17 protein-coding genes and 3 riboswitches are annotated in these 15,636 nt (G+C 37.4%); of the genes, 11 read left to right on the top strand and 6 right to left on the bottom strand.

The features are described 5' to 3' along the window. The first annotated feature begins 4 nt into the window (after positions 1-4). Genes BUC25_RS02040 through BUC25_RS02025 form a run of 4 tightly spaced genes read left to right on the top strand, consistent with a single transcriptional unit; the run spans position 5 to position 3,565 of the window. Positions 5-1,198 carry a tetratricopeptide repeat protein gene (locus tag BUC25_RS02040; RefSeq protein ID WP_073199187.1) on the top strand — a complete coding sequence of 398 codons (1,194 nt, stop codon included), beginning with the start codon at positions 5-7 and terminating at the stop codon, positions 1,196-1,198. Beyond that, on the top strand, positions 1,199-2,326 hold the full coding sequence (locus tag BUC25_RS02035; protein WP_073199185.1) for a DUF6584 family protein: 1,128 nt from the start codon (positions 1,199-1,201) through the stop codon (positions 2,324-2,326). Between the two features lie 15 nt (positions 2,327-2,341). Next, positions 2,342-3,223 carry a hypothetical protein gene (locus tag BUC25_RS02030; RefSeq protein ID WP_073199183.1) on the top strand — a complete coding sequence of 294 codons (882 nt, stop codon included), beginning with the start codon at positions 2,342-2,344 and terminating at the stop codon, positions 3,221-3,223. An 18-nt stretch (positions 3,224-3,241) separates the two neighbouring features. Further along, a complete protein-coding gene (locus BUC25_RS02025) occupies positions 3,242-3,565 on the top strand; it encodes a hypothetical protein (RefSeq protein WP_244535101.1) in 324 nt (107 codons plus the stop codon). A gap of 176 nt (positions 3,566-3,741) precedes the next feature. On the opposite strand, the gene BUC25_RS02020 is transcribed toward BUC25_RS02025, so the two are convergent. Continuing rightward, a complete protein-coding gene (locus BUC25_RS02020) occupies positions 3,742-4,440 on the bottom strand; it encodes a Crp/Fnr family transcriptional regulator (RefSeq protein ID WP_084543322.1) in 699 nt (232 codons plus the stop codon). Positions 4,441-4,634: 194 nt separating this feature from the next. On the opposite strand from BUC25_RS02020, the gene BUC25_RS19665 reads away from it, so the two are divergent. Continuing rightward, entirely contained in the window at positions 4,635-4,760 is a 126-nt protein-coding gene (locus tag BUC25_RS19665) for a hypothetical protein (protein ID WP_280174034.1), read from the top strand. A 170-nt stretch (positions 4,761-4,930) separates the two neighbouring features. After that, positions 4,931-5,080, top strand: coding sequence for an aspartyl-phosphate phosphatase Spo0E family protein (locus BUC25_RS02015; protein ID WP_084543321.1), 150 nt, complete (start codon positions 4,931-4,933; stop codon positions 5,078-5,080). A 92-nt stretch (positions 5,081-5,172) separates the two neighbouring features. On the opposite strand, the gene htpX is transcribed toward BUC25_RS02015, so the two are convergent. Then, the gene (htpX, locus tag BUC25_RS02010) at positions 5,173-6,078 is read right to left on the bottom strand and encodes a protease HtpX (RefSeq protein WP_073199178.1); all 906 of its coding nucleotides are present in this window, start codon (positions 6,076-6,078) and stop codon (positions 5,173-5,175) included. A 178-nt stretch (positions 6,079-6,256) separates the two neighbouring features. Here htpX and BUC25_RS02005 point away from each other — a divergent pair, with 178 nt between their 5' ends. Then, positions 6,257-7,237, top strand: a complete 981-nt coding sequence (locus tag BUC25_RS02005; RefSeq protein ID WP_073199176.1) for an aldo/keto reductase — start codon at positions 6,257-6,259, stop codon at positions 7,235-7,237. Between the two features lie 493 nt (positions 7,238-7,730). On the opposite strand, the gene BUC25_RS02000 is transcribed toward BUC25_RS02005, so the two are convergent. The 4 genes from BUC25_RS02000 to ssuE all read right to left on the bottom strand — a co-directional run bounded on the left by BUC25_RS02000 (position 7,731) and on the right by ssuE (position 10,635). Then, entirely contained in the window at positions 7,731-8,003 is a 273-nt protein-coding gene (locus BUC25_RS02000) for a hypothetical protein (RefSeq protein ID WP_073199174.1), read from the bottom strand. Positions 8,004-8,131: 128 nt separating this feature from the next. Next, positions 8,132-8,986, bottom strand: a complete 855-nt coding sequence (locus BUC25_RS01995) for a hypothetical protein (protein WP_073199172.1) — start codon at positions 8,984-8,986, stop codon at positions 8,132-8,134. Next, positions 8,976-9,479 carry an RNA polymerase sigma factor gene (locus BUC25_RS01990; RefSeq protein WP_084543320.1) on the bottom strand — a complete coding sequence of 168 codons (504 nt, stop codon included), beginning with the start codon at positions 9,477-9,479 and terminating at the stop codon, positions 8,976-8,978. The genes BUC25_RS01995 and BUC25_RS01990 overlap by 11 nt, the downstream gene beginning before the upstream one ends. Positions 9,480-10,086: 607 nt before the next feature. Beyond that, positions 10,087-10,635, bottom strand: coding sequence for an NADPH-dependent FMN reductase (gene ssuE / locus BUC25_RS01985; RefSeq protein WP_073199168.1), 549 nt, complete (start codon positions 10,633-10,635; stop codon positions 10,087-10,089). 93 nt (positions 10,636-10,728) lie between these two features. After that, positions 10,729-10,834, bottom strand: a riboswitch (SAM riboswitch). A gap of 146 nt (positions 10,835-10,980) precedes the next feature. After that, positions 10,981-11,097: riboswitch (SAM riboswitch) on the top strand. 72 nt (positions 11,098-11,169) lie between these two features. Here ssuE and BUC25_RS01980 point away from each other — a divergent pair. From BUC25_RS01980 to BUC25_RS01965, 4 genes are all read left to right on the top strand, one after another. Next, entirely contained in the window at positions 11,170-12,312 is a 1,143-nt protein-coding gene (locus tag BUC25_RS01980; protein ID WP_073199166.1) for an acyl-CoA dehydrogenase family protein, read from the top strand. Positions 12,313-12,395: 83 nt separating this feature from the next. Further along, positions 12,396-12,501: riboswitch (SAM riboswitch) on the top strand. Between the two features lie 83 nt (positions 12,502-12,584). Then, positions 12,585-13,961 (top strand): LLM class flavin-dependent oxidoreductase, encoded by a 1,377-nt coding sequence (locus BUC25_RS01975; protein ID WP_073199164.1) that lies wholly within the window; start codon positions 12,585-12,587, stop codon positions 13,959-13,961. A gap of 6 nt (positions 13,962-13,967) precedes the next feature. Next, entirely contained in the window at positions 13,968-14,978 is a 1,011-nt protein-coding gene (locus BUC25_RS01970) for a methionine ABC transporter ATP-binding protein (protein WP_073199162.1), read from the top strand. Then, positions 14,971-15,630 (top strand): methionine ABC transporter permease, encoded by a 660-nt coding sequence (locus tag BUC25_RS01965; protein WP_073199160.1) that lies wholly within the window; start codon positions 14,971-14,973, stop codon positions 15,628-15,630. Before BUC25_RS01970 ends, BUC25_RS01965 begins: the two co-directional genes overlap by 8 nt. Positions 15,631-15,636 lie beyond the last annotated feature (6 nt).

The raw sequence follows: 15,636 nt of genomic DNA, 5'->3' as shown, positions 1-15,636 counted from the left end.
ATCTATGGATACAATCAAAGAAAACTACCAGCAAGCATTAGATTTTATAGATAAAAAGGATTATCTTCGGGCAAAGAAAGTGCTCGAAGATATAATGATTCATTATCCTGATCATTCTCAGTTGCTTTGGGCTTTAGCATTAGTAGAAGCAAGGATGGGCAATCCTTATCATGCAAAAGCAATGCTGCGTTCAGTAAGTCCTGGTGTGATCCCACAAGTAAGAGAGTTACAGAAGCAAATAGACCTTCAATTTCCCAAGTATAAGGTGATCTTTTCAAGATATAATGAAGGAATTAAAAAAGTAAAGAAAGGTCAATTTCAGAAAGCTCTACAGGACTTTTCAGTAGTCTTTCACGAGGATCATGACTTGCCTTTACCTGTATCCGTTTATAAGGCATATTTAATTAGCTTAATTCATTCCGGTGATCGTAAAAAGGCATTTTCTCTATATAATGAAGCGCCCTTGTATATCCAACAATCGATTGATTTGAATCGCTATCGTATTAAAGAAGAACCGAAGTCAAGCAATCGTCGGTGGCTATCAATGGTAGCCTTCGCAACAGTACTTGTGATAGGGCTGTTTGTTGGAAGTAAAGTTTTTCCTGATACAAAAGAGATACCAATTGTAGCAGAAGATACCGATGCTGTCCAAGTGGATGAAGACCTTTTGTCTGATCAGAGAAATAAGATTGATACCTTAGAATCGAAGCTGGAAGAACAGATGATTACATATGAAGCGTTAGAAGATGAATATAGCCAAATGGAAGAACGTATCGGGTTTGTGACCAATCTTGAAAACCTTAATACTTTAGCAAGTAAAGAAGCGTATCAACAAGGGTTGAAAGCTTTTCATCAGGAAGACTATGAAAGAGCTGCAACGTTATTAGAGAAATCATATAACTATGATCACGAACAATATTTCTCAGATGATGCGAGATATTTACAGATTCAATCTTCATTGATGGTTGGTCAACCTGTTGAAGAAGCGATGGTGTCATTCATCGAATCAAAGAGCAGTCATTTTCAAAAATCGCCATACCTTGATGATTTAATGTTACAATTAGCGGAATTAGCGATCGACAAAGGACAAATTGAACAGGCAACCGAATTATTACGTGAAATCGTTGACCGTTTTCCTCAGCAATGGACTGCTAACAAGGCCCAAACTCACTTAAATAGATTGTTGGAGGAAGAGTAAATGGAGGAACAGAATTTATATGAGGTTTTAGGTGTAGACGAAAATGCCTCACAAACAGATATTAAAAGAGCCTATTATCGCCAAATACGAATTTATACGAATGAAAAATTTCCTGAAAAATTTCAGGAATTGAATCAGGCTTATGAAACACTTTTTAACGAAGAAAAAAGGCAAGAATATGATCGCATGAAACAAGATGGTGGAAGGTATGAAGCGACGGCACACCAAGTTGTCGAGCATATCAGTAACGAAAATTATTATAGAGCAGCACAACTTCTGGAGGAGATGCTACAAGACTATCCAGATGATTTAACGGTAAAGTACAGGCTGGCAGATGTGTATGTATCTTTGGAAAGGTTTCAGAATGCAAAGAAGCTGGGAGCAGATCTGATATTAGAGAATCCTCATTCAGAAGAATATCGTCTTTTAATGCGTCAAATTTATTTTCATTTAGGGGATACGCATAAAGAAGAAGTACAGCTCAAAAAACTGATCCAGCTTAATTTAAACGAACGAAATTATCATTTATTACTCTCTCATTTTTATACCAGGCAAGAACAATTGGATAAGTCGATCAGAGTAATTGAAGAAGGGCTTTTAGTCACACCAATTGACATTGAGAACTATTTCTTATTATCGGAATTATACTTTTTAGCATTTCTAAATCAAGATGAGTTTTTACGAAAAAACACACTGAAAAAAATACGCAAGTTGCCTAATAATGAAGAAGAAAAGCAACAAGTGATGGCATTTATTATGAATGATTGTGACGAAGTTGATCAAAACCATCCTGCACTGCCAGATTTAGTTCGACTCGTGAAAGAGATGAATCAACCTTCGTATCAAGAGGTAGATGAGTGGCTCAGGGATCGTCAATATGTATTAAATAATACTCAAGCGCAACAACTGTCCAGTTATCAAGAAGAAGCAGGCGAAGATTTACGAGGATCGATCCTGGGATCAATTATTGTCGGTATTATCTTTTCATTTATCGCGACTCCAATAGTTGGTATAATTGTCGGTTTCGTATATTACTTTTATGCGGAACGGATTAAACAGATTCTGGGTTGTCTCATTCTTATCATCATTGCAGTAGCAATAATTGGCATGTTTTTATCAGGATTATAAGTGAGGTGATGGAAGTTGAGCAACTGGTATGATGACTTTCTATCGAAAGAACAGCAGCATCAATTAAGTAACTTTTCTAAAAAGGCAAAAAAGGAATTGGCTTCCTTACCTATTTTGTCAGTCGTAACTGATGCCACCCAGGGTGCAACAGGTGTAGCCGATCTACAGGAAAAGCTTGAAAAAGAACCAGATAATCCTCTTTATTGGTTGTTTTTCTACGAGGCGCTTATTACTTATCAGAAGTGGAACAGTGGTATGAATGTCGGAAGAGCAGTGATCAATCCGTTTGGTTTTGTTGTTGGAAAAGGGGTTGCTTCAGGCTTAAATGCCATTGATGAAGATTTTGAAAAAGCTTCACCTTCCACTTATTTAGGAATAGCCATTGCATTAACAGCTGAAAGAGTGAAAAGTGATGAACATCGAAATGATGTGGAAGACCTGGTGATTTTAGGTAAAGCATTAGCGTATTCTTCTGCATACGCAAATTCTAATCGTAAGAGGTACAATTTACTGAAAAAGGCAATTCAATATCTCACGAAAGCGATTCAAATTGAAAGAATTCCCCGTTTTCAAGCGGAATTTTTCTTCTATTTGGCACAGTTTTATCAGTTGGCGGGAAATCAAAAGATGTATTTTCGCTCGCTAAATATATCAAGAAAAATAGGATTTACTCCTGCTGAATCCCTTTTGAAGGATGAATTAAAACAAAAAGTGGCAGATGGTGATAGAGAAAAACTACTGTCCATTGGGAATAGTACACAAATTAAAAATAAATTCATTTATACCTTTCAATTTGATTTTGATCAAAAATTTGAAGGAACGATAGAAAATGTAAAAAAGAAACAAGCGGAAAAAATAAGGAAAACAAGTAGTCGTATTCAGAAATTATTTGATTAAATGGGAGGAATGATGTCAATGGAAATAGACCCACTAGATTTTTTAGATATGAATCATGATATGAGTATTGATGAGAGTGACTTGCAAATGTACCAGCTTTCAGAATATGGTACATATGGCATTAATGATCTGGATCACGATTTATTAATGGACCAATTTGATGTTGATCTAAACAATGATGGGATGATGGATGAATTCCAAGCAGATCTCGATAATAATTCTGTCATCGACCAATTTGAAACAAACCCCGCTGCTTTCGGAGGGACAGAGCTCAATTATGATATCAATCAGGACGGAAACATAGATTATATGGATACTGTTTTAGCTAAAGAGATCTTCTAAATAGAAGTACTCATTTCTCATTTGCATGAAGACCAGCGCGAAATGCAAGAAGAAAAAGAAATCTGCAAGAAGAACAGTGCGAAATGCAAGAAGAAATAATTTGCAAGAAGGGCAGATAATTATAAGACCCTTCTTTTTTTAGTGGAGCGATGCCTATTACACCTCAGACCAGCATACTAGATCTGTCTTAATTTTTCTAATTCAAATAGTTCGATCTTTCTGCTAGTGTGTTGTTTTAGGTATCCATTATCTTCCAACTCCAAAATTTTTCTACTGATTGTTTCTGGGGTTGTGCCCAGATAGCCAGCTAAGTCTTTACGACTTACTGGTAATTCAATCACAGCTTCGTTTTGTTTGTCGTAAAGATCTGCTAAATATAAAGCGATTCTCGTATGGACTTTTTCTGTTGCAAAATAAGTTGATTGTTGTTCTGATTGCATTAATTTTTGCGAAAATTCTTGTGAAACTTTTAACGAAATTGATGGATATTCTTCTAAAATGGCTTGTAAATCTTCTCGTTTGATTCTACACATTTGTGTTTTTTCTAAAGCTTCTGCGTATGATTCGTGAATAGTTTCGTTAAAAAGTGCGTATTCACCAGTAAAGTCACCAGGAAAAAGTAATGAAACAATGTGTTCCTTGCCATCTGGAGCTAGGTGATAGATCTTCACCCTGCCTTTATGCACAATATATAATGTGTCAGAGGTATCCCCTGCCTGGTAAATAGGATCTCCTTTTTGAAAAGTGGTGGATTGAACCGTCCTCATAATTTCATCAAGTTGATTTCTATCTAGATGATTAAAGATAGGTACCTTTGCAACACAACTATCCAGTGATTCTTGATTGGAGGAATGATTACAATTATTTATGCTCATCTGTTTAAAACCCCCTTGTTTCTCACTCATTACAAGTAAATCGACCGTCTTTCTATTACTTATTATTTTAACATGATAAATTCATTAATGCGCATATTCTAGTAGCAATTTAAAAAAAGTTGATTAAGATCAATGTTTTAAGCTCTATATACGGTTAAGATGTTCGTAAACAATCACTAAGGAGCGACTAGACAATGAGCACAATCAAATTCCCAGTAGAAACAATAACTTCTTTATCGTCTCTTCAAAGAATTGAAGGGAAATTGAATAACGTAGACGTGTCAAAGAAGTTCATGTTCTCTTATATGACTGCAAAGTGAAAGTGTATTTTGAGGAAACCATTGTGAGTGTTGACCAATTAACCGACATAATATCGATATTAGGATACCGAGTCGATTCAAAAGCAAGCTGATCAGAAGTGCCCTTCATGTTTCAAAAAGTTAAAATTTGGGTATTCTATAATTAATTTAAACGAAAAGGAGTAATATCTTTGCGAAAATTAGACCAAAGAATTGATGATGTTCGAAGGGCGATGTACCAGGCTTACGAAAAAAAGGTAAGTTATCATGAGTTACTAAGAATTTCTCAAGAATTAGACCGGCTTTTAAATCAGATGGAACATGGTAAAAAAGTAATTTGAAATTCTTCATTTAAAAAGGATTCCTGTTTAAAGCAGAAGTCGATGATAAAAAATCAGCAGGAGATTAAACCTCCTACTGATTAAAGTACACTTTATCGTTGTTCCAGTTTTGCAATGCGGTCGTCTAATGGTGGGTGGGAAGAAAATAAGGTCATCATGCTGCTTTTTCCATTGATTTTCATTGTTTGAATTGCAGAGTCGTCTGTACGATCGTTGACTTTAGCACGATCAACGTACATTTTTAATGAACGTAGCGCATGTGCCATTTTGTCACGACCAGCTAAGTCAGCTCCACCCTTGTCTGCGTGATATTCTCGGTGACGGGAATAAGCACTGACAACAATACTACCAAGTATCGAGAATAAAATCTGAAATACGATAATTGCTGCAAATTGAACGATCCATTGAATTTCGGAACGTACAAAACGTGAGACAATAATCGCTGCGATTCTTGAAAAGAAAACAACAAATGTGTTGACGATACCTTGTAATAACGTCATCGTTACCATATCACCATTCGCAACGTGTGCCACCTCATGAGCAATAATTCCTTCAATCGCATCATCATCCATTGTCTGCAAAAGACCTGAAGATACAGCAACTAAGGAGCGTTTTTTAGTTGGCCCTGTCGCAAAGGCATTTACTTCCGCTGATTGGTAGATTCCAACTTGTGGTGTATGAACCAAGCCTGCTGTACGTGAAAGACGTTCGACTTTTTCATAAACCATGCGTTCCTGTGCATTTGCAGGACGGCTTGGATCGATCACTTTCACTTTCATCATCATCTTAGCCATCCAACGTGACATCGCAAGTGAAATGAACGCCCCAGCGAAACCTACAAGAATACTAAATATCATTAGTGCGCCATATGATATCTGGCCTTCAGCGTTTTGAATTGCACCAATATTGGTGTACCTAGTGATCAAAGACCATGCAATGACGATGGTTGTCATTACTAAAATATTTGTTAATAGAAATAACAAAATTCTTTTTCCCATTTCTCAACCTCCAATTTATCCTTCATCTCAAAATATCATAACATATTTTACTTTGTTTGACCTTCTTTAGCGATTATCTCTTTAAATGTTGTAACGAAAACGCGCAAATAATTTGTCCCTCTTGCTATTTAGATAAACTGGTGCTACATTTTAAATGGAGTGAAGGAGGGGATAGGAAATGGAATATACTTATTTAGGTCGCTCAGGTATGAGAATAAGTAAACTATGTTTAGGCACGATGAATTTCGGTGTCGATACCGAAGAAAAAGAAGCTTTTAAAATTATGGATGCTGCACTTGATGCAGGTATTAACTATTTTGACACCGCTAACAATTATGGTTGGGGTGAGAATGCTGGATTAACAGAGAAAATTATTGGAAGATGGTTTCAACAAGGTGGCAATCGAAGAGAAAAAGTGGTATTAGCAACGAAGATGCATGAAAAGATGTTTGATCCGAATTACGGTCCAAATGATGAACAAGGCCTTTCAGCATATAAGATTAAGCGTCATTTGGAGGATTCTTTACGTCGGTTACAGACAGATCATGTTGAAATTTATATGATGCACCATGTTGATCGACGTACTTCATGGGAAGAAATATGGCCTGCTTTTGAAATTGCAAATCAACAAGGTAAATTAGATTATGTAGGCTCTAGTAACTTTCCAGGTTGGGCGTTAGCGGAAGCACAAGCGAGCGCAAAAGCACGTAATTTTCTTGGACTCGTGTTGGAACAGCATAAATACAATTTGAATTGTCGTTTACCTGAATTGGAAGTTTTACCAGCTGCCAAAAGGTACGGTATAGGTGTTGTCCCGTGGAGTCCGTTAGATGGAGGATTATTAGGTGGAAATGCACTTAATCCAGCTAAAAACTCCAGAAGTAGACACAGTCAAGAAAGAGCAGAAAAACAACGAGCACAATTAGAACAATTTGGTGCACTATGTAAGGAGATCGGTGAACGGGAAGATACGGTGGCGCTAGCATGGTTACTAACAAACTCTGCTGTTGACGCACCGATTATTGGAGTGCGAACCGTAGAACAAATAGAGAAATCGCTGCGTGCGGTTGAGGTGAAATTAACAGCGGAAGTACTGCAAAAATTAGAAGAAATATTTCCTGGACCAGGTGGACAAACACCAGAAGCATACGCTTGGTAGAATACCCATATAAAACGTAATGTCCAATAGATATCTGATGGTTATTTTGGATTAAGACTCAAAAAGCCAGTGAGAGAGCGTCTCATCGGCATTAACATTGAAAATGTGCCACGAAATGCCGACGAGAGTACGTCTCATCGGCATTATCATTGTAAATGTGGCACGAAATGCCGACGAGAGAGCATCTCATCGGCATTAGCATTGAAAATGTGGGACGAAATGCCGACGAGAGAGCATCTCATCGGCATTAGCATTGAAAATGTGGGACGAAATGCCGACGAGAGAGTATCTCATCGGCATTATCATTGTAAATGTGGCACGAAATGTCGACGAGAGAGCATCTCATCGGCATTAGCATGGTAAATATGGTATAAAATGCCGACGACAGACCATCTCAACGGTATTAACACTATAAATGTGGTAAGAAATGTAGACGAGGAAGCATCTCATCTACATTTCACCTATAACTTAAGCTGAGTAAAATAGCTTTTTATCAAGTTTGCTCATTAATAGCTTGATACGCTTGCCGTTGTTGTTCTAGATCACGACGAACTAAATCCAATGCGCCTTGATCATCAGTTGTATTGTCGGCTTGAGCCATGGATCGTTCCGCTCGCTCTAATGAATGTTTAATTTGCTCTAAAATTTCCTGGTTGGGATGACTTTGTGCTTGTTGGATCGCATGTTGCAGATGAAGTATCGATTGCTGAACTTGTGCTATTTGATTTTGTGCTTGCAAACTTGAGATATTATTGCCTTTTTTCATCGTTATCCTCCTTGAAGCATTTAAATACTTACTCTATAATGTGGATCAAACCAGCAGCAAATATACATATAATGTGATTTGTAATTAAAACGCCATTACTTTCAGATGAAAGTAATGGCGCTTCATTATTACTTGATGGATTTTTGTAGTGCATCTAGGCGGGGAGGCATACCATCACCAGCTTCTGCATCATATTCATATTGGATAACAAGTACATTCTCCTCAATTTGATAAACATAAAATCCTTCTGGTGTATCAGAAAAATCTTGCCCGATCCCTTGATAAGGATTTTCGTCTTCAGGTAGGGTATACGGACCATCACTTTCTCCAGTGTAATCGTCTTGTAAGTTAGAAAATACTTGCTCTATCGATGCATTTTCCTCTACATACATAACGATGGAGGCTTCAACATCATAATCATTGTGATACCTTACCGTAGTGTCTTCTATTGCATATTTGTCTAAAAATTTATCCACACTATATTCAATGCCGTAAGGTTCCATTCGATAGTGTGCGACAGGTTCTTCGCTTTCCATTCCTTCAATTAAAATCGTGTGTGTACCCTCACCAATTTTATCCACTTTAAAATCTAGAGGACTCAGATCTTCCGTCTCATTTGCCGTGTCTTCACTTCCTTGATCCTCTGCTTCATTATTATCCTGTCCATCATCTAAAATATCAACCTCATCAGATTCTTTGTTATCATCACCGGTTATACCTATTTCCTCTTTTTCTTGATTATTGTCGGCAGGCAGTGTGATCTGGTCGTTATTAATCATTTGAAAAACGAGAATACCACAGATCAAAATGGCTGCAGCACTTGAAAACCAAATGAACGTCTGTTTCGCTTTTGATTTGGCACGTTTTTTCTTAGCATGTTTTTGCAGTGCCATTTTCATCGTCTCCTTCTTTTCCGTCTCTAATGAGCGCTTAGTTTTCAATTCTTTTAACTCCTTTTTTAATTCATCTTCGTTATGACTCATAATGGACCTCCTCTACATGCATTTTCAAAGCTTTTAATGCTCGATGAAATGTGACGCGAACTTTTGAATCCGACCATTTTAAAATAGTGGCCGTTTCCATGACAGATAGTTCTTCAATACCTCTCAAAATCACAACATCTCGATAATCTTGCTTCAGCTTTGAAATCGCTTGATGTAATTCCAGTTTCCTTTCACTTATAAGATGTTTGTCTTCAGGTGAAATATCAACCTTACTCTCATACGATTTTATCAATTTGCGCCAGTCTTTTCGCTTGTTTTTACGTGCTTCATCTATGGCTAAATTTCTAGCAATGGATATGAGCCATGTTTTCGGGCTGGCATCCCCTTTAAAGGAATCATATCGATCGATTGCCTTAATAAATACTTCCTGGACTAAGTCTTCCACATCTGATGTCGATGTATAATAAATTAAAAAGCGATACACATCATCAGCATAAGCGTCAAACCAATCCGTGATTAGTTCTTCATCCATCATCTTGCCCCCTTATTTGACATTCTTTGGTGTTGTTAATTAATAGACGTTACAGCACAAAAAATATTACATAATTATAAAAAATATTTTAGATGACTAAACGGTATATAGCAATTTCAAGTATTTATACTTAATAATAATGACCGTAGTAAAGTTATATTTGCATGGTTAATGTATTCGAAAATTATCGAAATCCATCCGATTACAAGTTGGAAGGGCTGTGATCTACCGTTTTGGAGAGAGTTGTTGGGGTGATATATATTTGGCTTATATCATTATGTTAGCAAAGCACTTGTAAAAGATTTAGTAACCACTCTTAAGGCACTAATCACTTGGCTGGCAAGAGAAATTAAGATATCAAACTCAAAAAAAATCTTTGAAATGATTAAACAATATGAACCACGTATGATAAAAGTTGCACAATTAATGCAATTGGAAATGAGTTATGCCAATATTAACAATTCATTGTTGAAGTGGGAATGGTGTTAACAGCATATATTGGACTAAGAAAAGCTTCAAATACTTGGAAAAATATCGAGTTAGTATCTGTCCGTTTACTATAAAAATAATGAACACCGCGCCGTGTACAGGCGCGGTGTTCATTTTATTAAGTAAATAATAATTCTCTTTGGTTGGCAGTTGTGTTGGTAAGGATCGTTAATTGATTGATTAATCGCTGCTTTGTCTCTTCATCTACAATCGGTTCTTCTGTCTGTTGTTTATCAATACATTTATCAACAATATAAACACCTTGTAAACATTGACCTTTTAATGAAGCTAGCAATGGTTTGAGTGAGTATTCAATGGAAAGTAAATGTCCGCCACTTCCTCCAGTCATAACTGGTAATACTGGTGTATCCTGCAGAACATCTGGTGGTAATAAATCTAATAGAGCTTTTAATACTCCAGAATAGGCTGCTTTATAGACTGGCGAACCAACAATTACTGCTTTTGCGTTTCGTAATAAATTGGTCACTTCTTTAATTTTGGGATGATCAAATTGGGCATGAAATAATACTTCTGCTGGAATGTCCTGAATCGAGATATGTTTGACATCGAAACCTTCTTTTATTAACTTATCGCCTGCATAATGGAGTGCTAGATCCGTTCGTGAGCTTATTGATGGGCTTCCTGATAATAATATAATGTCTGTCATCTTCAAAACCTCTTCCTGTTTGTATTTTTAGACAATAAAAAACCTCTTCTAGTAAAGATAGAAGAGGGTGTGTGTTTATAATGAAATCCGCTCCTCTTATCTTTCAAGCTACTTGCTTGCTGGAATTGGCACAGTACTTGTGATTAAGTCTGTTGCCGAGGCTTCAAAGGGCCAGTCCCTCCACCTCTCTGGATAAGAAAATATGTCGCTTATTAAGTTAAGTCACAATATACAGGAGTTATAAAATACTGTCAACTCCTTTTTTAGAAAATTTAGAATAATAAAATAAATAGTTGACAATTTTTAGAAAGTTTTGTAAAGTGGTGGCTAACTTCATATCGATTAATCTTATCAAGAGTCAGGGAAGGAAACTGGTCCGCTAAACCCTGCAGCAACCACTTTTTGCTCGTATAAAAAGAAAGGTGCTACTTCCAGCAGGAGTCTATGCCTGAAAGATGAGAACGTGTTTATATTTATAAATCCTACTTCTCTCATCGAGATGTAGGATTTTATTAGTTTAGAGGGGGATTTATAATGACAATTGTTTCAGAGAATAATAGAAGCTACATAGAAGATGTCATAAAGTTATCAGAGATATTCGCGGAAAGAGCAAATCAAGTTGATGAAGATGCATTATTTCCTCATGAAAACTTTGAGGACATAAAGGAAAATGGACTTTTAGCCTTGACGGTTCCCAAAGAGTACGGAGGTTCAGGAATCGATCTTGTTGAATTTTTGCAGGTACAACAACAATTAGCAAAAGGAGATGGACCAACTGCCTTATCACTTGGGTGGCAGCTGGGTGTAATCTTGGAACAAGCGGAGAATCGTAATTGGAGTAAAGAAAATTTTGAAAAAGTTTCTCGTTTGATTGTGGAAGAAAGAGCCCTGATTAATTTAGCGCAGACTGAAAAAGCAACAGGTAGTCCTTCACGTGGTGGTATACCAACGACTATTGCAAAAAAAGAACAGAATGGCTGGCGAATCAACGGCGCTAAATCCTTTACATCGATGGCAGTAGCTCTTGATTATTCGATTGTTACCGTCGACGTCAATCAAACAGGAACAAAGGGCTATGTACTAATTGATCACTCATTACCAGGAGTAAAAGTTAATGAAACGTGGGACAGTATTTCGATGAGAGCTACCAAAAGTGATGATCTTATTTTAGAAAATGTATTTGTCGCAGAAGATGCTTTATTATTTGAAGAGACACCACAAAAACCTTTTCCAAAAGGATGGTATTTGCAAATACCTGCTGTATACTTAGGTATTGCAGAAGCAGCGCGTGATTATGCGATCAAGTTTGCGAGTGATTTTCAGCCGATAACACTTCCACACCCCATTAAAGAAGTGCCAGAAGTAAGAAGAAAGATTGGTGAAATCGAATTAGAGTTAGTAAAAGCGCGTGAAGTGTTATATGGTGTCGCAACAAAATGGGTGGAACATCCTGAAACCAGATCCCAGTTAGGTGCAGAGTTACAAGCTGCCAAACACATCGTGACAAACAGTGCCAACACAATCGTAGATTTAGCAATGCGGATTGTCGGTGCCAGGAGTTTATCTGCAAAAAATCCGTTGCAACGTCATTTCAGGGATGTCAGAGCAGGGTTACATAATCCGCCAACAGATGATGCGATTGTCTACAATTTAGCAAAAAATGTGTTGGACAGCTGACGAAAATTTTTTATGATAAATGATTGACAATTCTGAAAAATCACGTTACATTGATTACTATAATTTAATAACGACAACATTTTTTCTTATCCAGAGAGGTGGAGGGACTGGCCCTTTGAAACCTCGGCAACAGACTTGACCGCAAGTACTGTGCCAACTCCAGCAAGCAAGTAGCTTGAAAGATAAGAAAAGGACAGGACTTCAGTGATTGTATTTTAAGCCTCTTCTTTTCTTAAAGAAGAGGCTTTTTAATTTGTAAAGGGGAGAAATCTATGACAAAAGAAATAATTTTAAACGCATTTGAAATGACTAGCGCCATGCACAATTCACATGGTTTATGGAAACATCCCAAAAGTGAACGTCACCGTCAATATAAGGATTTGGATTACTGGATCGACTTAGCAAAATTATTGGAAAAGGGTAAATTTGATGCCGTTTTTTTCGCAGACGTACTAGGCATATATGATGTCTACCAAAAAAGTAAAGCACCATCAATCAGGGATGGGTTACAGGTTCCATTAAATGATCCGGCATTACTAGTGTCAGCGATGGCTAGTGTCACAAAACACCTGGCATTTGCGGTAACAGTAAGCACTACATATGAAGCACCGTTTGGTAATGCAAGAAGGTTTTCGACATTAGATCACCTGACCAAAGGACGCGTTGCCTGGAATGTCGTTACCTCCTATTTGCCAAACGCGGCTCGAAATTTTGGACTTGAAGATATGATTAAACATGATGAACGGTATGATATAGCAGATGAATACCTAGATGTTTCTTATAAATTATGGGAACAGAGCTGGGAGGATAATGCGGTAGTCGAAGATGTGGAAAATGAAACATTAGTTGACCCTGAAAAAGTACACGAAATTAATCATAAGGGTCATTATTTCAAAGTAGAAGGACCACATTTAAGCGAACCATCCTTACAACGAACACCCGTAATATATCAAGCTGGTACTTCTGAGAAAGGTCGTGAGTTTGCAGCTAAGCATGCGGAATGTATTTTTGTTGGTGGTCCGACTCCGCAACGCATTCGCTATTATGCAGATGATATTCGGGAAAGAGCAGCAAAGCATGGACGCAATCCTGAAAATTTAAAAATTATTTCGTTCTTAAGTGTTGTTGTGGCTGAAACAACAGAAGAGGCCGAAGCGAAATTCGAAGAATATAACAAAGTCTGGAGTGCGGATGCCGCAAAAGCACAGTATGGAGCAAGTGGTTATGATATTGCAGAATATGAGGATGCAGATTCGAATGAGCCATTTGAATATAAGAAAAAAACAGAAGGTGGTCATTACAAAGCAGCAACTTTAACGAAAGATGCACCGAAAAAATTGACCGTTGGTGATGTGTTAAATCGCTTTGAAGCAATTGACCGCAATAGCTATATTGTCGGGAATCCAAAGGAAGTAGCAGACGCCATCCAATTTCAGTTTGAGGAATCAGGGGTGGATGGTTTTAATTTAAACCATTTGGTGACACCAGGTGACTTAGAGTCGTTTGTCGATCTTGTTATTCCTGAGCTCCAAGCAAGAGGCATCTACAAAAAAGACTATCGTGAAGGAACGTTAAGAGAGAAATTATTTCCAGATGGAAACAGTAGATTACCAGAGGATCATCCTGGCAGTAAATTCAGAAGGAAGTGATCACCATTGATTGAATTAACGAATGTAACAAAAGAATTTAAAAGCAAAAAGCGAAAAATCGTCGGTGTCGATAATGTGTCATTAACCATTGATTCAGGAGAAGTTTACGGAATTGTCGGGTACAGTGGTGCTGGTAAAAGTACTTTATTGCGTTGTATGAATATATTGGAACGGCCAACCTCTGGGGAAATATTGATAGACGGCATCGATCTATTACAACTATCTGGTAGGAAGCTTCGAGAGGCAAGACAATCCATCGGTATGATCTTTCAAGGATTTTATCTTGTGTCATCGAAAACAGTCTATGAAAATGTAGCATTTGCACTTAAAGCAGCAGGTGTCCCAGATAAAAAAATAAGACCAAGAGTGAACCATTTATTAGAACTGGTAGGATTAACGGATCGAACGAATCAATATCCTTCACAATTGAGTGGTGGTCAAAAACAGCGGGTTAGTATCGCAAGAGCATTGGCCAATAATCCAAAAGTATTGCTTTGTGATGAAGCTACATCTGCATTAGATCCTAATACAACAAAGTCAATTCTAGCGTTGCTAAAAAAAATAAACAGAGAATTAGGGTTGACGATTGTAATCATCACCCATGAAATGGAAGTCGTCAAAGAAATTTGCCATCGCTGTGCAGTGATGCGGGATGGCAGAGTGATTGAACAGGGTTCTACTTATGAAATATTTTCAAACCCAACAGAACCATTAACTAAAAAATTTATCGAAACAATACTCGATTTTCAATTACCTGAACAACTGCTGGAAACAATTACAGGTAAACTTGTTAGACTTCATTTTTGGGGCGAGCTTGCGGCAGAGGCAATTGTTTCCGATGTATTACAAAACTTTTCAGTTAAGGGAAATATCCTGCACGGAAAAGTCGAATATATTCGTGATGTTCCGCTCGGAATTTTTGTTATGGAAGTCAATGGTGAGCCACGAGAAACTGAAGCCGCAATTGATTATCTTCGAGAACGAGTCAGTAAAGTAGAGGTGATCAACAATGGCTAGTATTATCGAACTTTTGCCAGAGTTAAATGTAGCCTTTTTTGAGACGTTATTGATGGTAGGTATTGCATTATTAGTAGCGATATTTATTGGATTACCCTTAGGAATTGTATTGTATGTGACAGATAAAGGGTTATTTCTTGAAAACAGTTGGATTAAAGCCATAGTAGGGGTTGTGATTAACTTAATCCGCTCGATCCCATTTATTATTTTGTTAGTTTTCTTATTGCCTTTTACCCAGTGGCTGGTCGGGGAAACGATCGGGCCATTAGCAGCCTCTGTTTCGTTATCGGTAGCGGCGATTCCTTTCTATGCAAGAATCGTAGAATCGGCTGCACGTGAAGTGGACAAAGGAGTAATTGAAGCTGCAATCGCAGTGGGAGCTTCACCTTGGATGATTATAAAAGATATTATCTTCCCAGAAGCAAAGCCGGGTTTGATCAGTGGTCTAACAATTACTGCTATTAGTTTAATAGGTTATTCTGCTATGGCAGGTACAATCGGTGGCGGTGGTATTGGGGACTTGGCGATTCGCTATGGTTATTATCGATATGATGATACGGTGATGTTTACCACTGTTATTTTATTAATTGTCTTGGTTCAATTCATTCAATATTTAGGTGATTTTATCGCCAAAACCGTAAATAAAAAATAAGGAGAA

This window comes from Gracilibacillus kekensis (assembly GCF_900143085.1).
In the GTDB taxonomy this organism is placed as follows: domain Bacteria; phylum Bacillota; class Bacilli; order Bacillales; family Amphibacillaceae; genus Gracilibacillus; species Gracilibacillus kekensis.
This window is presented reverse-complemented; position numbering and strand designations above follow the sequence as displayed.